Source organism: Kribbella capetownensis (assembly GCF_004331485.1).
Taxonomy (GTDB): Bacteria; Actinomycetota; Actinomycetes; order Propionibacteriales; family Kribbellaceae; genus Kribbella; species Kribbella capetownensis.
Genome location: NZ_SJKD01000001.1, coordinates 1,800,268 through 1,822,381, shown reverse-complemented (window position 1 = coordinate 1,822,381; position 22,114 = coordinate 1,800,268). Strand labels below are relative to the sequence as shown.

Genomic DNA, 22,114 nt, shown 5'->3' with positions numbered 1-22,114 from the left:
GGTCAGTCCTCCTTCCGGGAGTCGTCGGTGTGGACGGCCTGGGACTCGCGCCCGGGCTGGTCCTCCGGCCGCGGACCCGGCCCGCCGTCGAGCGGTGCCGGGGAGCCACCACCGTTGGGGCTCGGCGCGGTCCAGTTGCGTTCGCGGGCCAGGCGGAGGCCGGCCAGAGTCGCCTTGCCGCCGGTCGGGCCCTCGTCGGCGCGGCCGTCGGGGAAGCCGGCCAGCACGCGCTCGGCTTCCTTCCAGGTGCAGATCGTCGCGCCGCGCGGGGACTTCACTTCGTTGCCGTCCCGCAGGTCGTCGACCAGCTGGGTGGCCGACTCCGGCGTCATGTCGTCGAAGAACTCCCAGTTCACCATCATCACCGGCGCGTAGTCGCAGGCGGCGTTGCACTCCAGGTGCTCGAGGGTGATCTTGCCGTCCTCGGTGGTCTCGTCGTTGCCGACGTCGAGGTGCTGCTTCAACCGGTCGAAGATCACGTCGCCACCCATCACTGCGCAGAGCGTGTTGGTGCAGACCCCGACGTGGTAGTCACCGACCGGGCGGCGCTTGTACATCGTGTAGAAGGTCGCCACCGCGGACACCTCGGCCCCGGTCAGCCCGAGGATCTCGGCGCACGTCTCGATGCCCTCCGGGGTGACCCGGCCCTCGACCGACTGCACCAGGTGCAGCATCGGCAGCAGCGCGGACCGGCCGACCGGGTACCGGGCGGCCAGCTCGCGCATCTCCGCGATCGTGGTGTCGGTGATCTTCGAGTCACCGGTGCTGTACGGCACCGGGACATCGGTCGCAGTCGCGTGATTCTCGGCCATCTATCGGTCCACTCCACCCATCACCGGGTCAAGGCTGGCGACGGCGACGATCACGTCGGCGACCTGTGCGCCCTCGCACATGATCGGCATCGCCTGCAGGTTTGCGAAGGACGGGTCACGGAAGTGCGCCCGGTACGGCTTGGTGCCGCCGTCGGAGACCAGGTGGCAGCCCAGCTCGCCGCGCGGCGACTCCAGTGCCACGTAGGCCTGGCCGGCCGGCACCCGGAAGCCCTCGGTGACCAGCTTGAAGTGATGGATCAGCGCTTCCATCGACTCGCCCATGATGTGCTTGATGTGGTCGAGCGAGTTGCCCATCCCGTCGGTGCCGACGGCCAGCTGGCTCGGCCAGCCGATCTTCTTGTCGGCCACCATCACCGGCTCGCCCTCCATCTTGGCCAGCCGGTCGGCGCACTGCTCGACGATCTTCAGCGACTCGTGCATCTCCTGCAGCCGGACGCGGAACCGCCCGTAGGAGTCCGAGGAGTCCCAGGTCGGTACGTCGAAGTCGTACGTCTCGTACCCGCAGTACGGCTGGCTCTTGCGCAGGTCCAGCGCGTACCCGGTCGAGCGCACCGGCGGGCCGGAGATGCCCAGCGCCATGCAGCCGGCCAGATCCAGGTAGCCGACGTTCTGCAGCCGGGCCTTGAAGATCGGGTTGGCGTTGCACAGCTCGGCGTACTCGGGCAGGTGCTTGTTCATCCAGGTGATGTACTCGCGGATCTTGTCCAGCGCACCTGGCGGCAGGTCCTGCGCGACACCGCCCGGGCGGATGAACGCGTGGTTCATCCGCAGACCGGTGATCAGCTCGAACAGGTCCAGCGTCATCTCGCGCTCGCGGAAGCCGATCGTCATCACGGTCAGCGCGCCGATCTCCATGCCACCGGTGGCGATCGCGACCAGGTGGCTCGAGATCCGGTTCAGCTCCATCAGGAGCACCCGCATGACGTTGGCCTTCTCCGGGATCTGGTCCTCGATCCCGAGCAGCCGCTCGACCGCGAGGCTGTAGGCCGCCTCGTTGTAGAACGGCGACAGGTAGTCCATCCGGGTGCAGAACGTGACGCCCTGCACCCAGGAGCGGAACTCCATGTTCTTCTCGATGCCGGTGTGCAGGTAGCCGATGCCGCAGCGGGCCTCGGTCACCGTCTCGCCCTCGAGCTCGAGGATCAGCCGGAGCACGCCGTGGGTGGACGGGTGCTGCGGGCCCATGTTGACGACGACGCGCTCTTCGGGCTCGTCGCCGAGGCCGGCCACGACCGAGTCCCAGTCCTGGCCGGTGACGGTGAAGACCTTGCCCTCGGTGGTGTCGCGAGTGGTCGCGTACGGGTCAGTTGTGGTCATCAGTTGTACGACCTCCGCGTATCGGGCGGCGGGATGACCGCGCCCTTGTACTCGACGTCGATCCCGCCGAGCGGGTAGTCCTTGCGCTGCGGGTGTCCGGGCCAGTCGTCCGGCATCTGGATCCTGGTCAGGGCCGGGTGTCCGTCGAAGATGATGCCGAAGAAGTCCCAGGTCTCCCGCTCGTGCCAGTCGTTGGCCGGGTAGACCGAGACGACCGACGGGATGTGCGGGTCGGCGTCCGGGCAGGAGACTTCCAGCCGGATCCGCCGGTTGTGCGTGATCGAGAGCAGGTGGTAGACCGCGTGCAGCTCGCGATCGGTCTCGTTCGGGTAGTGCACGCCGCTGACGCCGGAACAGAACTCGAACCGGAGCGCCTCGTCGTCGCGCAGGTGCCGGCAGACCTCCACCAGGTCCTCGCGCTTGATGTGCAGGGTCAGTTCGTTGCGGTCGACCACGACCTTCTCGATCGCGCCGTCGCCGACCAGGCCCTCGAGGCGGTCGGTCGCGCCGTCGAACCAGGAGCCGTACGGCTTCGGCGTACTGCCCGGCAGTGCGACCTGGCGGCGCAGGCCGCCGAAGCCGGAGGTGTCACCGGTGCCGCGGACACCGAACATGCCCTCGCGCTGGTCGACCACCTCGGCCGCCGGAGTCTGAGCGTCCCCGGCCGCCGAAGTGGCCGGAAGGTTTTCGGGTTGCGTATCGCTCACCGAAGAAGCCCCTTCATCTCGATCGTCGGCGAGGCAGCCAGTGCGGCGACCTCCCGCTCCTGCAGCTCCGCCCGCTTGTTCGCGCCGAGCTTGCTGTGCTGGATGTCGTCGTGCAGCTTGAGGAACGCGTCCAGCAGCATCTCCGGCCGCGGCGGGCAGCCGGGCAGGTACATGTCGACCGGTACGACGTGGTCCACGCCCTGCACGATCGCGTAGTTGTTGAACATGCCGCCGGACGATGCGCAGACACCCATCGCCAGCACCCACTTCGGGTTCGGCATCTGGTCGTAGATCTGGCGCAGGACCGGGGCCATCTTCTGGCTCACCCGGCCGGCCACGATCATCAGGTCGGCCTGCCGCGGCGACGCCCGGAAGACCTCCATCCCGAACCGGGCCGCGTCGTAGCGCGGCGCACCGGTGGTCATCATCTCGATCGCGCAGCAGGCCAGCCCGAAGGTTGCCGGCCACAACGACGCCTTGCGCATGTAGCCGGACAGGCCCTCGATCGTGGTCAGCAGTACGCCGGCCGGAAGCTGTTCCTCAACACCCATAGCTCAGTCCCACTCCAGTCCGCCGCGCCGCCACACGTAGGCATACGCGACGAAGACGGTGACGATGAAGATGACCATCTCGACCAACCCGAACAGCGCCATCTGGTCGAAGGCGACCGCCCACGGGTAGAGGAAGATGATCTCGATGTCGAACACGATGAAGAGCATCGCGGTGATGTAGTACTTCACCGGGAAGCGCCCGCCACCGACCGGCTGCGGGGTCGGCTCGATCCCGCACTCGTAGGAGTCGAGCTTGGCCCGGTTGTAGCGCTTGGGTCCGACCAGCGCGCTCGTCACCAGCGTGCCCGCCACGAAGATCGCCGCGAGTACACCGAGAACGAGGATCGGTACGTAAGGGTGCATCGGTCTCGTGCTCCCTCTCCTTCAGCCGGTGGTCTGTCTTGTTCTGTCTGTTTCGGAACAGCACTGTGTTATCAGTACTGCTGTGGCTCAGCTCACCCGCCCCGCCGGTCAGGCCGCCGGTGCGAGCTTGGTGAGACCGTTGATGATCTTGTCCATCACGTCCCCGTCACGCGGGTCGGTGAGGTTCGCGAGCAACTTCAAGGTGAACTTCATCAGCGTGGTGCGCGGCAGTCCGTACTTCGTGCACAGCCGCATCACCTCCGGATTTCCGATCAGCTTCACGAAGATCCGGCCGAGTGTGTAATAGCCGCCGTACTCCTGCTTCAAGGCCTTCGGGTACGCCGTCAGCGCACGCTCGCGCTGGTTCGGCTGCCGGCGCAGTGCCTGGGCGGCGACCTCGGCGGCGAACGCCCCGGACTCCATCGCGTACGGGATGCCCTCGCCGTTGAACGGGTTGACCATGCCGCCGGCGTCGCCGAGCAGCATCAGGCCGCGGGTGTAGTGCGGCTGCCGGTTGAAGCCCATCGGCAGCGCGGCACCACGGATCGGGATGGTCTGGAACTCGTCGCGGAACTGCCACTCCTCCGGCGTGTTCTTCAGCCACTGCTTCAGCAGGTCGGCGTAGTCGACCTTGCCGAAGGCGTCCGAGGTGTTGAGGATGCCGAGGCCGACATTCACCGTGCCGTCGCCCATGCCGAAGATCCAGCCGTACCCGGGCAGCAGCACGCGGCCATCGGGCTGCTTGGGGTCGTCGGCCCACAGCTCGAGCCAGGACTCCAGGTAGTCGTCGTTGGTCCGCGGGCTGGTGAAGTACGTCCGCACCGCGACGCCCATCGGGCGGTCGTCGCGCTTGTGCAGGCCCATCGCGATGCTCAGGCGGGACGAGTTGCCGTCGGCGGCCATCACCAGCGGCGCCCGGAACTCCAGGTCATCACCGGCCCGGCGGCCGTTGTCGTCGACCGGCTTCGCGGTGACGCCGGCGATGTGGCCCCGCTCGTCCAGGATCGGGCCACTCACGTTGGTCCGCTCGCGCAGCCGCGCCCCGGCCTTCACGGCCTGCCGGGCGAGCATGTCGTCGAAGTCCATCCGGTTCCGGGTCAGCCCGTAGTTCGGGTGGCTGGACAGGTCCGGCCAGTCAAGCTGCAGGACGTGTCCGGAGCCCTGGATGCGCAGGCCGTAGTTGCGGATCCAGCCGGCCTCTTCGGAGATGTCGATGCCCATGTTGATGAGTTGCTTGGTGCCGCGCGGGGTGAGCCCGTCGCCGCACACCTTCTCGCGCGGGAAGGCCGTCTTCTCCAGCAGGAGTACGTCGAGGCCGGCGTTGGCCAGGTGGTACGCGGCGGCCGAGCCAGCGGGTCCGGCGCCGACGACGATCACATCGGCGGTCTCGGCCTGCTGCCCGTGCGGCACGCTCTGGCTCATCTCGATTCCCGGCCTGATTTCTGGGGGCTGTGCGCTCGTGAAGGGATTCACTAAGCCTCGTCACCCGACAGTCTAGGACTGCCTGACGCGGACACGAAACCGGCCCTGACTCCCTTGCCTGCAAGCAAATTACGCGCCGATTTTCTTGCGTAATTACGCGGGCTTGACCGCCCGGTGGATGGCGACCAGACCACCGGTCAGGTTGCGCCACTGGACCCGGGTCCAGCCCGAGGCCTCGATGGTCCTGGCCAGCGGTTCCTGGCCGGGCCAGGCACGGACCGACTCGGCCAGGTACTCGTACGCGTCCGGGTTGGTCGACACCGCCTTCGCGACCACCGGAACCGCCCGCATCATGTACTCCAGGTAAGCGACCCGGAACGGCTTCCAGGTCGGGTGCGAGTTCTCCAGTACGACGAGCCGTCCGCCCGGCCGGGTCACCCGCAGCATCTCCTGCAGCGCGACCGTGACGTCGTTCACGTTCCGCAGCGCCCAGGAGATCGTCACCACGTCGAAGGTCGCGTCGGCGAACGGCAGCCGCAGTGCGTCCCCGGCGATCAGGTCGAGGTCCGGGTAGCGGCGCTTGCCGACCCGCAGCATCCCGACCGAGAAGTCGCACGACACCACCTCGGCGCCGGCCTCCCGCAACCTGATGCTGGACGCACCCGTCCCGGCGGCCAGGTCGAGGATCTTCATGCCCTTGCGCGGCGCGATCTCGCCCAGCGTCTGCGGCCGCCAGTAGTGCTTCTCCAGACCCATCGTCGCCACCGCGTTGGTCCGGTCGTACCCCTCGGCCACGTTGTCGAACATGGCCGCCACGGCCTGCGGTTGCTTGGTCAGATCTGCGCGGGTCACCTGTCTAGTTGATCACGCGCCGGACAGGCGCCGAAATTCGCTGGACAGCGGGCAGGCATACGCTTGCATCTCGTGAGTGCATCTCCGTGTTTTCGACCGGCCATCGTGACCCGGGGCCGGAGCGCTAGCGAGGAGTGGTGCTGTGAGCTTGTCTGACCCGGTCCGATCCGGTCATCAGCCGGCGCCCCATCTGGTGATCCGCAGCCAGCCCGTCGACGGAGTGTCGGCGCAACTGATGGACCATCTGCCCACCGAGGGCGGCCTGGCCTGGGTACGACGCGGCGACGGCCACGTCGGCTGGGGCGTCGCGGCCCGCCTCGATGTTGCCGGTAGCAACCGCTTCCAGGACGCGGTGTCCTGGTGGAAGGAGCTGGTCGCGGCCGCCGTGATCCGCGACGAGGTCGGCGTACCAGGATCGGGACTGGTCTGCTTCGGGTCGTTCGGGTTCACCGACCAGGACCCGAGCGAGCTGGTCGTGCCCGAGGTGATCGTCGGCCGCCGCGGCGGCACCACCTGGGTGACCACGGTCTCGCCGGCCAGCTCGCTGACCGCGCCGCCCGAACTGGTCGCGAACGAGCCGAACCCGGTGTACGACGTGACGTTCTCCGACGGAGCCCGGTCCGGAACGGACTGGTCGAGCATCGTCGCGGACGCGGTCCAGCGGATCACGGCCGGCGAGCTGGACAAGGTGGTGCTGGCGCGCGACCTGATCGCGATCGCCGAGCAGCCGATCGACCTGCGCTGGCCGTTGCGCCGGCTGGCAGCGGCGTACCCGAACTGCTGGACGTTCTCCGTCGACGGCCTGATCGGTGCCACCCCGGAGCTGCTGGTCCGGCGGGAGAAGGGCCTGATCACGTCCCGGGTGCTGGCCGGCACGATCCGCCGTACCGGGGACGACGCGCACGACCTGGCGCTGGCCGCGTCGCTGGCCCGGTCCAGCAAGGACCTCGAGGAGCACGAGTACGCCGTACGGTCGGTGGCCGAGGCCCTCAAGCCACACTGCAAGTCGATGCAGGTGCCCGAGACGCCGTTCGTCCTGCACCTGCCGAATGTGATGCATCTCGCCTCCGACGTGGCCGGCGTCGCAGCGAACGGAGCGTCCGCGCTCGGCCTCGCCGCCGCGCTGCACCCGTCCGCGGCGATCTGCGGTACGCCGACGCCGGTCGCCCGCAACCTGATCGGTGAGATCGAGGGGATGCAGCGCGGCCGGTTCAGCGGACCGGTCGGATGGATGGACGCGGCCGGCGACGGCGAGTGGTGCATCGCACTGCGCTGTGGCCAGGCCGACCCGGACAACCCACGCCGGATGCGGCTCTTCGCCGGCGCGGGCATCGTGGCGGGCTCCGATCCCGTCGCCGAGCTGGCCGAAACAAACGCCAAGCTGGTTCCGATGAGAGACGCGCTGGGTCGAGTGGACGATGGGCTTTGAGTGCCAGCGGCGTCCAGGTGCGTGCATCGCAAGGCGGAGGAGCGTCCTCGATGCGGGGTTCATCGTGGATGCTCCTCCAACGCAGCGAGGTGCGTGCCTGGGCGTCGCTGGTGCCAAAGAGGATCGTCCGCTCGACCCGAAAGGAGACTGAGGGTGAAACTGACGAAGTTCACGCATGCGTGTGTGCGGGTCGAGAAGGACGGGAAGGTGCTGCTGATCGATCCGGGGTCGTTCAGCGAGGACGCCGCGTTCGAGCGGGCCGACGCGATCCTGGTCACGCACGAGCACCAGGACCACATCGACATCGATCGGGTGAAGGCGCTGGACGCGCCGGTCTACACCAACTCCGGTGTCGCCGAGCAGTTGTCCGACCTGGGTGACCGGGTGAACGTGGTGGCCGGCGGGCAGTCGTTCGAGGCGGCCGGGTTCCGGGTCAGTGCCTATGGCAAGGACCACGCGGTGATCCTGCCGGAGCTGGGTGTTCCGTGCGAGAACATCGGCTTCCTGATCGAGGACGCCGTCTACCACCCGGGCGACTCGTTCACCCAGCCGGACCGCGCGGTCCACACCAACCTGGTGCCGATCTCCGGTCCGTGGTTCGCCCTGCCGCCGGCCGTCGGCTACGCCCGCGAGATCAAGTCCCAGCAGCTCGTCGGCATCCACGACGCCCTGCTCAGCCAGCTCGGCCTCGGCATGATGGGCCGCTTCCTCAACTCCGACGAGCGCCCGTACCACGGCCTCGCCCCAGGCGACACGCTGGACATCGGCTGACCCTGAACTGCGCTACTCGGCGGGGTTCGGGAAAGGCCAGCGGCGTCCGATCGCGACGTGGAGGATGGTCGCGGTGGCGAGGGCGTTGAGGGCGGCGTGGCCGACCCAGTCGTCGGCGGTCCTGGGCGGCAGGTGCATGGCCCTGTTGGCGATTGCCTGCAAGGAGATCGCCAACAGGGCCGCCAAGGCGAACGTGGCCGGCAAGAGGACGACGCGTTCGACGGCAGGACTGAGATTGCCGAACCAGCCCTCGAGCAGCATGCCCAGCAACAGGCCGGCGGCGATGAAGCAACCGCTGAGCGCGGTGATGCGTGCAGGAGTCAGCCCCAGCAGTTCCTGCAGGACGAGGTAGCTGAGGATCCCGCCGCCGATCACCGTCACATGGCCGATGGTGAGGCGGGTCGCTCGACTCGCGACAGTCGCGAACGGCCATCCGCGCCAGACGACGAAGAAGAGCACCTGCCAGGCGCCGATCAGGACCAGCGTCGCGCCGAGTACGGCGCCTGGCACCGGCCCGTCCCGCGCGATCACGTCCGACCCCGGGGGCGACTCGATCTCCACAACGGTCAGGTAGGCGACGACCGCGATGGCCCAGGCGATCGCAACTGCGATCGGACCGGCGACAAGCGGGTGGAGGCGCCGCAGCGGCCAGCCCTCACCGACGAGCGTGATCTGGAGCGTGAGGACGAACGCCAGGCCGGCGAGCGGCATCGTCGCCGGAAACGTCGGTACGTGTCCCGGACCGGGTGAGGGATCGAACAGGGCCGCGGGATCGAGCCGACCGGACAGGGTCTGACCGATCGCGGTCAGGACGATCGCGCCCGCGATGATCAGCACGGTGTCGGCCCAGCCGGACCAGCTACTGCGCAGCCGGGTGCCCGGCCAGTCCTCCCACCAGAACCCGATCATCACGACGAGTGGCAGGGAGAACGTCACCAGCGGTGCGAGGACGCGGATCGACCCTTCGCCACCGGCACCGACCGCCAGCGCCACCGCTACCGGGATGACGAGCAGCAGGCCGAGCAGCCCGAGTGCGGGCTGCTGCGACGCTCGCGAGCCGGTACTGCGTGGTTGCGAGAGCGGCGGTCGTTCCGGGAGCCGGGAGCGGCCGGCGGGCACCGCGGAGCCCGCCGGCCCGGTATCGCTCATTGCCCTCCCGCGACCGGATCCGTCGCCAGGTCCGGGTCCATCACAAGCTCAGGCGCCATCGGCAGGCTGCGGATCCGGCGACCGGTCGCATGGAAGACCGCGTTCGCGACGGCGGCCGCGACACCGACCTGACCGATCTCGCCCACGCCCTTGGCACCGAGCGGGCCGACCAGTTCGTCGTCCACGTCCACGAAGTCGACGTGGACCTCAGGGGCGTCGGCGTTGACCGGTACGAGGTACTCCGCGAGGTTCGTCTCCGCCCACCGGCCGTAGCGAGGATCCATGTGGTTGCCCTCGAGGAGCGCCTGGCTCATCCCCCACAGCATGCCGCCCATCAGCTGGCTGTGCGCAAGCAGCGGGTTGAGCACTCGCCCGGGCGCGAACGCGCCGTTCAGCCTGCGCACACGGACCAGGCCGAGCTCGGGATCGACCGCGACCTCGGCGAACTGCGCGCCGAACGTGAGCAGCCCGTGCGGTGTGTCCAAGGGTGGCGGCCGCCACGTGCCGAGCGCCTCGGCGTCGGACATGTGATTGCGCGACAGCAGCTCACGGTACGTGTCGACCGCGCCCGGACGTTCGGCGGAGGTGAGGTGTCCGTCCGCCACCTTCACCGAGCCTGGTCCTGCTCCGTGCAGCGGCGACTGTTCATCGCCGACGGCCAACGCGATCAGCTGGTCGCGCAGCGCCGTACCGGCTGCGTGGACCGCGGAGCTGACCATGCCGGCACCGGCCGAGCCGACGGCCGCCGTACTGTTCGGCAGGTCGCTGTCGCCGGCCTGGAACTCCATGTCGCGCAGCGCGACGCCGAGGGCGTCGGCGCCGACCTGGGTGGCCATCGTGAGTACCCCGGTGCCGAACTCCTGCGTCGAGGTCTGCACGATCGCGCTGCCGTCGGCGAAGATCCGGGCCCGGGCCCGTTGCGGCGGCATGAAGAACGCGATCGGGTACGCCGCGGCCGCCACGCCGGTGCCGAGCAGCCACTCGCCATCGCGGGTCGTCCGTGGAGCGGGGTTGCGTCCGGACCACCCGAACCGCTCGGCGCCGAGGCGAAGGCACTCCACCAGCCCGTCGCTGGACCACGGATTGCCGAACGGGTCGACCGGCGTGTGGTTGCGCAACCGCAGCTCGACCGGGTCGATTGCCAGCTGGTACGCGAGCTCGTCCATCGCCGTCTCGAGTGTGAACACGCCGAGCGACTCACCCGGGCCGCGGGTGAACGTGGGCGTCATCGTGTTGCCCTTGATCAGCCGGTGAATGCCGAGGTAGTTCTGGCAGCCGTAGAGCTGCGACGAGACACCGGTCGCCGGCTCGGCCCAGTCGTCGAACGGGGAGGTGATCGACAACTTCTCGTGCCGGATCGCGGTCAGCCGCCCGTCTTCCCGGGTCGTACCGCGTTCGTATCCGTGAGTCCCGGGGCCGAATTACTGGGCCCGGGGCAATCAGGCAGCCTGGCCCCGGGGATCGAACCGGGCTAATTTCAGACCATGCTGGTTGATCGGTACGCCGAGCGCCGCCAGCTCGACGACCTCCTCGGTCACGTCCGGAGCGGTCTGAGCCAGGCCCTGGTGATCCGTGGGGAGGCGGGGATCGGCAAGTCGGCCTTGCTGGACTACCTGGTGGCCGAGGCGTCCGGCTGCCGGGTCATCCGGGCGGCGGGCGTCCAGGCCGAATCCGAACTCGCCTTCGCCGGCCTGCACCAGTTGTGCGCACCACTGCTGCATCGGCTCGACCACATTCCGTCCCCGCAACGTGACGCGCTCGGCACCGCCTTCGGCCTCCGGACCGGTCCGCCACCGGATCGCTTCCTGATCGGCCTGGCCGTCCTCAGCCTGGTGGCCGACGCCGCCGAGGAACCACTGCTCTGCACTGTCGACGACGCGCAATGGCTCGACGACACCTCCGCACGAACTCTCACCTTCGTGGCCCGCCGGCTGATGGCCGAATCCGTCGCCATCGTCTTCGCCCTCCGCGACTCGGCCGACGACGAGCCGTTCTCCGGCATGCCCCGGCTCGACGTCGGCGGCCTCCCGCCACAACACGCCCGCGAGTTGCTCAGCGCGGCGATCCCCGGACCCATCGACGAGCGGGTCCGCGACCGCATCCTCGCCGAGACACGCGGAAACCCACTCGCACTGCTGGAACTACCTCAGGACCTCAGCTACGCCGAGCTCGCCGGTGGCTTCGGGTTGCCCGACGCGCAGCAGCTCACCCATCGGATCGAGGACACGTTCCGGCGCCGGCTGGCACCGTTGCCGTCCGACAGCCGCCGGCTGCTCCTCGTCGCCGCGGTCGAACCGGCCGGGGACGCCGCCCTGGTACGTCGCGCCGCGCAACGACTGGGCATCGCCGTCGACACGGTCGATCCAGCGCAGTTCGACGGCCTGGTCGTGATCCACGAGCGGATCACCTTCCGGCATCCGTTGGTGCGCTCGGCGATCCATCGGGAGGCGACGCAGGAGGAACGCTGGGAGGCGCACCGTGCGCTGGCCGACGTCACCGATCCGACGCGCGACGCCGACCGCCGTGTCTGGCACCTCGCCCACGCAGCGAATGGACCTGACGACACCGTCGCCGCGGAACTGGAACAGTCCGCCGGCCGCGCCCAGGCCCGCGGCGGCCTGGCCGCAGCCGCCGCGTTCCTCGAACGCTCCGCGAGGCTGACCGCCGATCCGGCGCAGCGGGCCGCCAGGGCTTTGGCTGCGGCGCAGACCAAGAGCCAGGCCGGGGCGTTCGATGCGGCGCTGGAGCTGTTGGTGATGGCCGAAGCCGGACCGCTCAGCGAACTGCAACAGGCTCGCGTCGACCTCTTGCGCGCCCAGGTCGCCTTCGCCACCAACCGGGGCCGGGACGCCGCGCCGCTGCTGCTCAAGGCCGCGAAGCGCCTCGAGCCGATCGACACCGCGCTGTCCCGGGAGACGTACCTGGACGCCCTGAAGGCCGCCATGTTCGCGGACCGGCTGGCCGGTCCGGACGGCAGCCCGCTGGCCGTGGCGCGCGCCGCTAGTACGACGCCCCGGCCGCAAGAGCCCTCTCCGCCGGACCTCCTCCTGGCCGGCCTGGCCGCCAACATCACCGAGGGCTACGCGGCCGGCGTCCCGCTGTTGCGGCGGACAGTCACCTCGTTCGGCGAGGGCATGTCCGCGGCGGAGGAGCTGCGCTGGTCGTGGCTGGCCTGCGTCGCTGCCTTGCATCTGTGGGCGGACAAGTGCTGGGACGATCTGTCCGCCCGGTACCTGGACCTCGCCCGCACCACCGGCGCCTTGAGTGAGCTCCCGCTGGCGTTGAGCATGCGTGCGTACCTGCTGTTGTTCGCGGGCGATCTCGGCGCCGCGGGAGCGCTCGTCGACGAGATCCAGACCGTGACCGAGGCGACCGGCAGCAACCCGGCGCCGTACGGCGCACTCGCCGTTGCCGCTCTGCGCGGTGAGCGCGCCGAGGCGTCCACCGGGATCGAAGCCACCATCGCGGACGTGACCCACCGGGGCGAGGGCATCGGGGTCGTCGTCGCCGAACGGGCGAACGCGGTGCTCAACAACGGCCTCGGCCGCTATCGCGAGGCGATGGCGGCCGCGCACCGCGCCCTTGGCCGGGTCAACGCTCCCGTAGTACGGATCCCGGGCGCGGTGAACTGGGCCGCAACCGAGTTCGTCGAGGCGGCCGCGCGCAGCGGGCAACTCGAGGCGGCGAAGGAAACCCTGGGCTGGATCGCCGAGATGACCAGCGCGAGCGGTACTGACTGGGCACTCGGGATCGAGGCCCGCTCCCGCGCGCTGGTCAGCGACGACCGTACGGCCGAACCCCTCTACCGGGAGGCGATCGAGCGACTCGCCAGGACCCGCGTCCGCACGGACCTCGCCCGTGCCGTCCTCCTGTACGGCGAATGGCTCCGGCGCCGCGGCCGCCGCAACGACGCCCGTGAACAACTCCACACCGCCGACGACCTGTTCACCGAGATCGGAGCCGAGGCCTTCGCCGAACGCGCTCGCCGGGAACTCCTCGCCACCGGCGAAACCGCCCGCAAACGCACTCCCGCCACCGCCAACCAACTCACCGCCCGGGAGAGCCAGATCGCCCGCCTGGCCGGCGACGGACTCTCCAACCCCGAGATCGGCAGCCGGCTGTTCCTCAGCCCCCGCACCGTCGAGTACCACCTCGGCAAGGTCTACACCAAGCTCGGCATCACCTCACGCCACGGACTCCATCCGCACTGACCGGCGATCACGCGACCAGCTCGAGGTGGACGAAGTCCGCGACCGGGCGGTAGCCGGCCTGGTGGTAGATCTTGTTGGACGTCGGATTCGCCAGGTCGGTGTAGAGGCACGCCTGATTGCCCTGGGCAAGGATCTCCGCCGACAAGTGACTCGTGAGCGCCCCGGCGTACCCGTGCCGGCGGTGCTCGGGCGGGGTGTAGACCGGCCCGATCCGGCACACCCCGAACGTCGGGAGGCGGAAACCGGCCATGCTCACCGGCGTACCCTCGGCCTCCCAGATCCACAGGGTCCCCTGAGCCAGATGCCGCGCGGCCCACTCCTTGTAGCCGTTGCGCAACTCCCGTGGGAACCCGTCGGCTCCCCACGCACCGACGACGTCGAGCTCGTCCGCGCGCATCAGCCGTGCCTGGCCGGCGTCCGCCGCGAGCAGCGTGAGAGTGCCCAGCTTGTGCAGCCGGCTCGCTGTGGACTCGATCGTCCGACCGCCGCGCAGTTCGGACCATCGCCGCGCGAACTGCTCCGCCGCCGGCCGGCTTCCTTCGACGCCGACCAGTTCCGGCAGTACGTCGGCGTACGCGTCGGCCACCGGCTCCGCGAGGTCCTCCCGCAGCGCGCCGAGGTAGACCGCCCGGCCGGGGGTCCGCATCGCCGCGCCGACCACGTCACCATCGTGGACCGAGACGAAGTACGACGGGCCGGTCTCGGCGGGGGCGGTGCCGTTGGCGCGCTGGTGCACGCTGCCCATGATGAGTGTGTGCAACACCGGATCGCGTTGCAGGAAAGGGAAGACGGTCCGCTGGAACGCGGCCGGGTCCGTTGTCACACGCACGTCCATGCTCCCGGAGACTACGCCTTGACCACTGTTCAGGGCGCCCGGATTTACACTGCGAACATGTCCACCACGCGGTTGCTGTTGCTCGGGGTCGTGCGGATCTTCCAGCCGGCCTACGGCTACCAGTTGCGTCGTGAGTTGATCACCTGGGACGTGCAGGACTGGGCCAACATCAACCCGGGCTCGATCTACACCGGGCTGCGGACGCTGGCCAAGCACGGCTACCTGCAGGAACTCGACGAGGAGAGCGGTCAGCGGCCGGGGCGCACCTCCTACAAGCTGACAGCCGATGGTGAGACGGAGTACTTCTCGCTGCTGCGCGGCATGCTCTGGACGGTCGACAGCTTCCACCCCGACAAGATGCAGGCGGCCCTGGCCTTCCTCTGGTCACTGCGCCGCGACGAGGTACTGGCCGCTCTGGAGGCCCGCATAACCCAGGTGGAGTCGTGGCTGAAGGCCGAGCCCTTCTCCGAACGCCAGATCCTCGAGGCCCCTGCCACCCCCAACCACGTGGTCGAGATGTTCCGCATCTCGACCGCCCGGGACAAGGGCGAACTGGAGTGGACCCGGGAGTTCCGCCAGCGCGTCGCCGACGGCGCCTACTCGTTCGCCGGCGAACCCGCCGACTGGGAGCCGTACCCCGGCATGGTCACCCACTGGCGTGAGATCCCCGACCGCTCCGGCGACGGCCCGGACCGCTCCGCCGACTGACACGCACCACCTCGGCCACCCTCCCCGGCATCTGGTTCGGGATTTAATCAACATTGACTAGTCAAAGTTGATCATTCAGACTGTCCGCATGATGATCGAAGCTCGCGGACTTGTCCGCACCTTCAAGACCAAGCGCGGGCCGGTGCAGGCCGTGCAGGGGGTTGATCTGGATGTCGCCGACGGAGAGATCGTCGGCTTTCTCGGCCCGAACGGGGCCGGCAAGACCACCACGCTGCGGATGCTGGCCACGCTGATCCAGCCGACCAGCGGGACCGCAACGGTGGCCGGCTGCGACCTGGCCAAGGATCCGGTCGGCGTACGGCGTGGGATCGGTTACGTGCCCCAGAGCGGGTCGACGCTGCCCGAGGCGATCGCCGGTGACGAGGTCGTCGACCACGCCCGGCTGTACGGCGTACCGAAGGCCAAGGCCGCCGCGGACGGTCAGCGGTTGTTCGAGGAGATGGACCTGCCCGGGCTGTGGCGGCGGCAGTGCAAGACGCTGTCCGGTGGCCAGCGGCGCCGGCTCGACATCGTGATGGGGTTGATCCATGAGCCGAAGCTGATCTTCCTGGACGAGCCGACCACCGGCCTCGACCCGCAGGCGCGGGCCAACCTGTGGGAGCACATCCGCGGCCTGCGCGATCGCGGCGCGACGATCTTCCTCACCACCCACTACCTGGACGAGGCAGACGCGCTGTGCGACCGGATCCTGGTCATCGACCATGGCAAGATCGTTGCCTCCGGCACCCCTGAGGCGCTGAAGCAGCAGGTCTCCGGCGACGCGGTCCGGCTCAGTCTGGCCGACGCCACCCAGGCGCCGACGGTGAGCAAGATCGCCGGCGAACTGGACGGCGCGGTCGAGGTGGAGACCGACGGCGACGTGGTCGGCTTCCGGATCCCGCGCGGCGGGTCGGTGCTGCCCGGGCTGCTCCGCTCGATCGATGCCCAGGGCATCGAACTGCAGGGGGTCGAGGTGCATCGCCCGACGCTGGACGACGTGTTCCTGAGCATGACCGGCCGGTCGTTGCGGGACGAGGACATCACCCCGGCGCAGACCGAGGAGAAGCAGGAGGTGGTGGCATGACCACGCTTCGCGAGACCTGGATCGTGTTCCACCGGGCCATGCGGCTGTCGCTGCGGAACCCGATGTGGTCGATCCTGATGCTCAGCCAGCCGCTGATGTACCTGTTCCTGTTCGGCCCGCTGCTGAAGCCGATCACCGCCCAGATCAGCCAAGGCGCGACCACCAACGCCTATCAGGTGTTCATTCCGGGCCTGATCGTCCAGCTCGGCATGTTCGGTGCGATGTTCGTCGGCTTCGGCCTGATCGCGGAGTACCGGGCCGGTGTGATCGAGGCCGACCGGGTGACGCCGGCGTCCCGGATCGCCCTGATGGCAGGGCGCGTACTACGTGACGTCGTCGTGCTCGTGGTCCAGTCCATCCTCCTGCTCCTCGCGGCCATCCCGCTCGGCCTGCGGGCACCGTGGAGCGGCGTGCTGCTGTCGCTGGTGATCGTCGCCCTCCTCGGCGCGACCTTCGCCTCGCTGTCGTACTCCGTCGCGCTCATCACGAAGAGCGAGGACGCGCTGGCCCCGCTGCTGAACGGGATCGCGATGCCGTTGCTGCTGCTGTCCGGCATCCTGCTGCCGATGCAGATCGGCCCGGAGTGGCTGCAGCGGCTGTCCGACATCAGCCCGCTGAAGCACGTGGTGAACGGCGTCCGTTCGCTGTTCCGCGGCGACATCAGCAGTTCGTCGTCCCTGTGGGGCCTGTTCTGGGTCGTGCTGCTGACGGTCGTCGGACTGGCCGTCGGAGCCCGCACCTTCCGCAAGGAATCCGCCTGACGCAAGTTGCTGTTCATCGGGGAGTCGCCCAGCCTGCCTAACCTCCGGCTGTGCGCTCGCCGATGATCCGTGGAGTGGTCGGCTCCGCCGTCGTCGCCGTCGCGAGTCTGGTGACCTCGGTGGTGCCGCCCTCGTCCTGGGTGGCGGACCTGCCGATCACCGGCGACCTGCGGACCACTCTGGCCGGCCGGATGGTCGGACTCACGTTCATGGTGGCCGGGCTCGGGCTGATGGCCTGGGCCTGGCTGTCCGCGGGCCGCCAGGTCATGACCGGGCAACGCACACCGTTGCTGCGGATGGCGGCGTACTGGAGTGCACCGCTGCTGCTGATCCCGCCGCTGTTCAGCCGGGACGCCTGGAGCTACGCCGCGCAGGGCGCATTGGTGGCCGAGGGCTACAACCCGTACGAGGTCGGCCCCGGCGTACTGTCCGGCCACATCGTCGAAGCGGTCGATCCGATGTGGATGCAGACTCCGGCGCCGTACGGGCCGCTGCCACTCGCGTACGGCGGCCTGATGGCGCACCTCACGATGGATCCGTACGTGCTGATGCTGGCACACCGGCTCCTCGCCGTACTGGGCATCGTGCTGATTGCCTGGGCCGTGCCACGGCTGGCGACGGCTTGCCGCGTCGATCCGGCTATCGCGACCTGGCTGGTGGTGGCCAACCCGATGCTGATCACGCATGGCATTGGTGCCGCGCACAACGACATCCTGATGCTCGGACTGGCATGCAGCGCCTTCGCTCTGGCTCTCACCGGCCGATGGGGTACGGCGGCTGTCATCGCAGGTGCTGCCGCCGCGGTGAAGCTACCTGGCGGGCTCGTGGTGATCGCCATCGCTGCTGTGATGAGCCCGCTGGCCGGACGGGCGCTCCGCTTCGCCAGTCTGGTGATCGCTGGTGCGGTGTCGGTTCTGACGCTGGTGACGATCGGAGAGCTGACCGGCGTGGGGTCCGGGTGGCTGGGTGCGCTCGACGTACCCGGGCTGGTCCGCTCGCCGTTCTCCATCGCGAATCTGATCGGTATGGCGGCGTCCGGCGTACTGGAGTGGTTGGGCGAGGACACCGCCGCGCAGCAGTCGCTCCAGATCGTCCGGCTGGTCGGCATGGTCCTTGCGATCGGATTGATAGCGGTTCTGAGCCTGCGGTCGTCCATCCATCACGCAGCGCGGGCTGTCGGTATCGCACTGCTGGCAGTGGTCCTGCTGGGGCCGACGGCGCACGACTGGTACTTCCTGTGGTGTCTGCCGTTCCTGGCTGTCGCCCGGCCCGGCCGACGGCTGGCCACCACCATCACGGCGATCAGCCTGATCTTCACCATCGCGGCGCCACTCAACTCGTCGCTGCGCGGTGCAACGATCCCGATCCTCACCACCACGGCGCTGGCGATCGCGACCATCGCGCCACTGCTCAACCACCTGCGCACGCTCCAGCCCTCGAAGAAGGCCCGCGTCGCGGTTACTGCTGGCTGAGTGCCGCCACCAGCGCCTCGGTGATCGGGCGGTGGGTGGTGCGGGGAACCCGGGCTTCTACGACGTCCAGACCGGCGACCGTGCGGGTGAGTGCGGCGCGGAGAGCTTCGGGCGTTTCCGCGAGCGTGTACGGCGTACTGGTCGCGGCGCACAATGCACCGAGGTCGGTGTTGTGGGGGGTGCCGAAGACTCGCTCGAAGTGGGTGGCGTGGGTCGGATCGCCCTGCTCGAGCGTGGAGAAGATGCCGCCGCCGTTGTCGTTGACCACCACGATGCGCAGATCCGGCCGCGCCTCGTCGGGTCCGATGATCAGGCCGTTGGAGTCGTGCAGGAAGGCCAGGTCGCCGATCAGCGCGTACGTCGGCCCGGCGTTCGCGAGGGCCGCGCCGACGGCGGTCGAGATGGTGCCGTCGATGCCGGCCAGGCCGCGGTTGGCGATGGTCCGGATCGGGACGACCGGTGCGAGGTCGAGGTCGCGGACCGGGTTCGAGGAGGCGACCACCAGCATGCCGTCGGCACCGACCGCTTCACCGACGATGGCCGCGATACCCGGACCGGTGAGGCCGTCCGTGACGACCTTGTCGATCGCCGGGCGGGCCAACTGGTCCGCCTGCTGCCAGCGCTCCAGCCAGTCCGTGGTGTCCGGTCCGGTGACCTCCAGCCCCGTGACGACGGACGCGGCGCGGCGGGCCGGGTCCGGCCACAGCCCGGTCGGCGAGACCACCACCACCTCGACGTCGTGGCGAGCCAGCAGCTTGGCGACCGGCCGGGACAGCGTCGGGTGCCCGAACACCAGCACCCTCTGGATCTCGCCGGCCAAAGCGTTGGCCTGCAGCAACAACCGGTACGCCGAGATGACCGCCGGACCGGTCCGCGCCCGGCTGGACGGCTCGGCGAACAACGGCCACTGACCCGCCTCGGCCACCAGCCGCGCCGCCTGCGAGGCGCCATCGCCTGCAACCACCACAGTCTTCGGGCCAGGCGAGACAGCCGTCGGCGGCCCGCTGGCCGCATGCACCGCAGTCCAAGGCCCAGTACTGCGACCAGCCAGCGACTCAGGCCAGTCCGGACCGTCGGTGGGCACCAGCGGTTCTGACAGCGGACAGTTGAGCTGCACCGGTCCCGGATCAGCGGACCGAGCTCCCACCGCGTTGGCTATGGCGCGCGCTACCTGTGAACGCCAGTAGGCGACTTGCCCGACCTCACGTACCGGCGTACCCATCTCGTGGAACAGCCGAACCGCCGAGCCGAAGACCTTGATCTGGTCTGTCGTCTGGTTCGCACCGATCCCCCGCAGTGCCGGCGGGCGGTCCGCACTGAGCACGACCAAGGGCAGTCCGCTGTGCGACGCCTCGAGGACCGCTGGATGCAGGTTGGCGACCGCGGTACCGGACGTTGTCACCACGGGCACCGGCAGTCCGGTCCCGCGGATCAGGCCGATCGCGAGGAAGCCCGCCGTACGCTCGTCGATCCGGACGTGCAACCGCAGTCGTCCCTCCCGGTCCGCAGCGGCAAACGCCAACGCCAGCGGGGCGCTGCGCGAGCCGGGGGCAACCACGGCCTCACGCACACCATTCCGGATCAGCTCGTCGACCACCACCGTCGCGAACGCTGTGGACGGGTTCATCCGGCACTCCTCTTCTGCACGCGGGACATGCGTCCTTCCCACACTGCGGTCCTGGTCTCATCCGCACGGGCCGCGGCCAGCAGCACCGGGTCCGGCTGCACGCGTCTGACCGGCAGGAAGCCGTCCACCGGCAGCAATGGGTCCGCGACCACTTCACTGGTGAACATCGACACCGTGGCGAGTCCACACGCGTACGGCAGGTCCGGCAGCGCTGCAGCGAGTGCGACACCGGCGGCGATCCCCACTGACGTTTCCAGTGCTGACGACACCACCACGGGCAGCCCGATCTGCTCGGCGATCTCCAGGCAGGCACGGACTCCGCCGATCGGCTGCACCTTGAGTACGGCGATGTCCGCCGCCTCCAACTTCTTCACCAGCAGCGGGTCTTCGGCCCGCCGGATCGATTCGTCCGCAGCCACGGGTACGTCGGTACGGCGTCGTACCGCGGCCAGATCCTCCACGGCGGCGCATGGCTGCTCGACGTACTCCAGGTCGAAGCGGGCCAGCTCCTTCAGGCTCTTCACGGCCTCGTCCACGGACCACGCGCCATTGGCGTCAATCCGCACCCGGCCCGTGCCGATCGCGTCCCGCACAGCCTCCACTCGCTCCAGGTCGTGCGCCAGCGTCTGCCCCGGCTCGGCCACCTTCACCTTGGCCGTGCCGCATCCCGACGCCCGGACGATCTCCGCCGCCTTCGACGGGCCGACTGCCGGCACAGTGCAGTTGACTGGTACGACGTCGCGCACCGGTGCCGGCCAGCCGTCGACGGCTGCCTCGCGGGCTGCGCGCAGCCAGGAAACGGAGGTGGCGTCGTCGTAGTCCAGGAACGGGCTCCACTCGGCCCAGCCCGCCGGGCCTTCGAACAGCATGCCCTCGCGCACCGTGATGCCGCGGAACTTGTTCTTCAGGCCGATCGAGTACGTGATCACCGCACGGTCTCCAGCAGCCGCTGCCGATCGACCTTGCCCGAGGCAAGCATCGGCAAGGTGTCCAGGGCAACCACCTGGCGTGGCGCCCACGTCCGCGGCAGCGCCTCCGCGACGAAGTCCCGCAGCTCGTCGCGGCCGGGCTCACCGACGACGAAGGCGACCACTCTGGTCCCCCACTCCACGTCCGGCACTCCCAGCACCACGGCGTCCTTCACGCCGGGATGCTCGAGCAGCCGTGCCTGGACGGTGGTCAGGGTGACGTTGACGCCGCCCGAGATGACCACGTCGTCGATCCGGCCGATGACGCGCAGGCGCCCGTCCACGATCTCGCCGCGGTCCTGCGTCCGGAACCAGCCGTCCCGCAGCACGTCCGCAGTCAGCTCCGGCCGCAGCCGGTACCCGGAGAACAGTGTGGTGCCCTTGATCAGGACCCGGCCGTCGTCCAGCGCGATCGACGTACCATCCAGCGGCTCACCGGCGTACACACAGCCACTGCCGGTCTCGGTCATCCCGTACGCCGGGATCGCGGTGACGCCGGCCTCGGCGGCACGTGCCTTCAGCGGGGCCGGAGTGGCGGCGCCACCGATGATGATGGAGTCGAACGACCGCAGCGCGTCCAGATCGGTGTCCAGGTAGCGCGCCAACTGCGTCGGGACCATGGCCGTGTAGCGGCGCGGGCCGGTCATCTCCTCGGCCGACTCGGTGAAGCTGTCGCCGAGCATGACGGGCATTTGGCCGGCTACGACCGAGCGGGTGAGGATCTGCAGGCCACCCACGAAGTACGGCTTCATCGGGAGCAGCCACTGGCCCGGTCCGCCGAGGCGGGCGTGTGTGGCGACCGCGGACGCGAGCAGGGCCTCGCGGGAGAGCAGCACGCCCTTGGGCTCACCGGACGACCCGGATGTGGTCAGCACCACAGCGCAGCCATCCTCGAGCGGCTCGTCCGGTGCGGCCGCCTGCCTGACGCGTTCGGCCGCGGCCGGATCGGATGGTACTGGAGCGAACGGCGTACCACTGCCATCCAGTACGCCGCTCAACGCGGACAACACGGCATCCGGCGTACCGGGGACGAGGCGCAGGCTAGACATGTCAC

At 69.4% G+C, this 22,114-nt stretch carries 20 protein-coding genes and 1 pseudogene; 7 read left to right on the top strand and 14 right to left on the bottom strand.

What is annotated here, in order from left to right; genetic code table 11:
• Positions 1 to 2 precede the first annotated feature (2 nt).
• From nuoE to E0H75_RS08900, 7 genes are all read right to left on the bottom strand, one after another.
• Positions 3 to 812: an NADH-quinone oxidoreductase subunit NuoE gene (gene nuoE, locus E0H75_RS08930; RefSeq protein WP_131512696.1), complete on the bottom strand. Its 810-nt coding sequence runs from the start codon at positions 810 to 812 to the stop codon at positions 3 to 5.
• Positions 813 to 2,150 carry an NADH-quinone oxidoreductase subunit D gene (locus E0H75_RS08925; protein WP_131512695.1) on the bottom strand — a complete coding sequence of 446 codons (1,338 nt, stop codon included), beginning with the start codon at positions 2,148 to 2,150 and terminating at the stop codon, positions 813 to 815.
• Positions 2,150 to 2,857 (bottom strand): NADH-quinone oxidoreductase subunit C, encoded by a 708-nt coding sequence (locus E0H75_RS08920; RefSeq protein WP_131512694.1) that lies wholly within the window; start codon positions 2,855 to 2,857, stop codon positions 2,150 to 2,152. Before E0H75_RS08920 ends, E0H75_RS08925 begins: the two co-directional genes overlap by 1 nt.
• A complete protein-coding gene (locus tag E0H75_RS08915; protein ID WP_131360293.1) occupies positions 2,854 to 3,408 on the bottom strand; it encodes a NuoB/complex I 20 kDa subunit family protein in 555 nt (184 codons plus the stop codon). The genes E0H75_RS08920 and E0H75_RS08915 overlap by 4 nt, the downstream gene beginning before the upstream one ends.
• 3 nt (positions 3,409 to 3,411) lie before the next feature.
• Entirely contained in the window at positions 3,412 to 3,771 is a 360-nt protein-coding gene (locus tag E0H75_RS08910; RefSeq protein ID WP_131360291.1) for an NADH-quinone oxidoreductase subunit A, read from the bottom strand.
• 108 nt (positions 3,772 to 3,879) lie between these two features.
• Positions 3,880 to 5,193, bottom strand: a complete 1,314-nt coding sequence (locus E0H75_RS08905) for a geranylgeranyl reductase family protein (protein WP_131512693.1) — start codon at positions 5,191 to 5,193, stop codon at positions 3,880 to 3,882.
• Between the two features lie 153 nt (positions 5,194 to 5,346).
• Complete coding sequence (locus E0H75_RS08900; protein WP_131512692.1) at positions 5,347 to 6,045, bottom strand: demethylmenaquinone methyltransferase; 699 nt, start codon at positions 6,043 to 6,045, stop codon at positions 5,347 to 5,349.
• A 142-nt stretch (positions 6,046 to 6,187) separates the two neighbouring features.
• Between E0H75_RS08900 and E0H75_RS08895 the strand changes: the two genes are divergently transcribed.
• Entirely contained in the window at positions 6,188 to 7,474 is a 1,287-nt protein-coding gene (locus tag E0H75_RS08895) for an isochorismate synthase (protein WP_131512691.1), read from the top strand.
• Between the two features lie 153 nt (positions 7,475 to 7,627).
• The gene (locus tag E0H75_RS08890; RefSeq protein ID WP_131512690.1) at positions 7,628 to 8,245 is read left to right on the top strand and encodes an MBL fold metallo-hydrolase; all 618 of its coding nucleotides are present in this window, start codon (positions 7,628 to 7,630) and stop codon (positions 8,243 to 8,245) included.
• Between the two features lie 12 nt (positions 8,246 to 8,257).
• On the opposite strand, the gene E0H75_RS08885 is transcribed toward E0H75_RS08890, so the two are convergent.
• From E0H75_RS08885 to E0H75_RS44830, 3 genes and pseudogenes are all read right to left on the bottom strand, one after another.
• Complete coding sequence (locus E0H75_RS08885; RefSeq protein ID WP_131512689.1) at positions 8,258 to 9,394, bottom strand: hypothetical protein; 1,137 nt, start codon at positions 9,392 to 9,394, stop codon at positions 8,258 to 8,260.
• Complete coding sequence (locus tag E0H75_RS08880) at positions 9,391 to 10,455, bottom strand: xanthine dehydrogenase family protein molybdopterin-binding subunit (protein WP_337589501.1); 1,065 nt, start codon at positions 10,453 to 10,455, stop codon at positions 9,391 to 9,393. Before E0H75_RS08880 ends, E0H75_RS08885 begins: the two co-directional genes overlap by 4 nt.
• A gap of 60 nt (positions 10,456 to 10,515) precedes the next feature.
• A pseudogene (locus tag E0H75_RS44830) lies at positions 10,516 to 10,764 on the bottom strand (molybdopterin cofactor-binding domain-containing protein); the annotation flags it as partial.
• A 114-nt stretch (positions 10,765 to 10,878) separates the two neighbouring features.
• Here E0H75_RS44830 and E0H75_RS08875 point away from each other — a divergent pair.
• Positions 10,879 to 13,605, top strand: coding sequence for a helix-turn-helix transcriptional regulator (locus E0H75_RS08875; protein ID WP_131512687.1), 2,727 nt, complete (start codon positions 10,879 to 10,881; stop codon positions 13,603 to 13,605).
• Positions 13,606 to 13,612: 7 nt separating this feature from the next.
• On the opposite strand, the gene E0H75_RS08870 is transcribed toward E0H75_RS08875, so the two are convergent.
• Positions 13,613 to 14,440, bottom strand: a complete 828-nt coding sequence (locus E0H75_RS08870; protein WP_131512686.1) for a GNAT family N-acetyltransferase — start codon at positions 14,438 to 14,440, stop codon at positions 13,613 to 13,615.
• 57 nt (positions 14,441 to 14,497) lie between these two features.
• Here E0H75_RS08870 and E0H75_RS08865 point away from each other — a divergent pair, with 57 nt between their 5' ends.
• From E0H75_RS08865 to mptB, 4 genes are all read left to right on the top strand, one after another.
• On the top strand, positions 14,498 to 15,148 hold the full coding sequence (locus E0H75_RS08865; RefSeq protein ID WP_131512685.1) for a PadR family transcriptional regulator: 651 nt from the start codon (positions 14,498 to 14,500) through the stop codon (positions 15,146 to 15,148).
• Positions 15,149 to 15,236: 88 nt separating this feature from the next.
• On the top strand, positions 15,237 to 16,232 hold the full coding sequence (locus E0H75_RS08860) for an ATP-binding cassette domain-containing protein (protein WP_131512684.1): 996 nt from the start codon (positions 15,237 to 15,239) through the stop codon (positions 16,230 to 16,232).
• The gene (locus E0H75_RS08855; RefSeq protein ID WP_131512683.1) at positions 16,229 to 16,993 is read left to right on the top strand and encodes an ABC transporter permease; all 765 of its coding nucleotides are present in this window, start codon (positions 16,229 to 16,231) and stop codon (positions 16,991 to 16,993) included. Before E0H75_RS08860 ends, E0H75_RS08855 begins: the two co-directional genes overlap by 4 nt.
• A gap of 50 nt (positions 16,994 to 17,043) precedes the next feature.
• Complete coding sequence (gene mptB, locus E0H75_RS08850) at positions 17,044 to 18,465, top strand: polyprenol phosphomannose-dependent alpha 1,6 mannosyltransferase MptB (RefSeq protein ID WP_238162894.1); 1,422 nt, start codon at positions 17,044 to 17,046, stop codon at positions 18,463 to 18,465.
• Here the strand turns inward: mptB and menD are convergent.
• From menD to menE, 3 genes are read right to left on the bottom strand one after another with little or no spacing between them, the layout of a single operon-like run.
• Complete coding sequence (gene menD, locus E0H75_RS08845; RefSeq protein ID WP_131512682.1) at positions 18,452 to 20,092, bottom strand: 2-succinyl-5-enolpyruvyl-6-hydroxy-3-cyclohexene-1-carboxylic-acid synthase; 1,641 nt, start codon at positions 20,090 to 20,092, stop codon at positions 18,452 to 18,454. The two genes, mptB and menD, sit on opposite strands and share 14 nt — an antisense overlap.
• Positions 20,089 to 21,021: an o-succinylbenzoate synthase gene (locus tag E0H75_RS08840; protein WP_131512681.1), complete on the bottom strand. Its 933-nt coding sequence runs from the start codon at positions 21,019 to 21,021 to the stop codon at positions 20,089 to 20,091. The genes menD and E0H75_RS08840 overlap by 4 nt, the downstream gene beginning before the upstream one ends.
• A complete protein-coding gene (gene menE, locus E0H75_RS08835; protein WP_131512680.1) occupies positions 21,018 to 22,109 on the bottom strand; it encodes an o-succinylbenzoate--CoA ligase in 1,092 nt (363 codons plus the stop codon). The genes E0H75_RS08840 and menE overlap by 4 nt, the downstream gene beginning before the upstream one ends.
• Between the last annotated feature and the right edge of the window lie 5 nt (positions 22,110 to 22,114).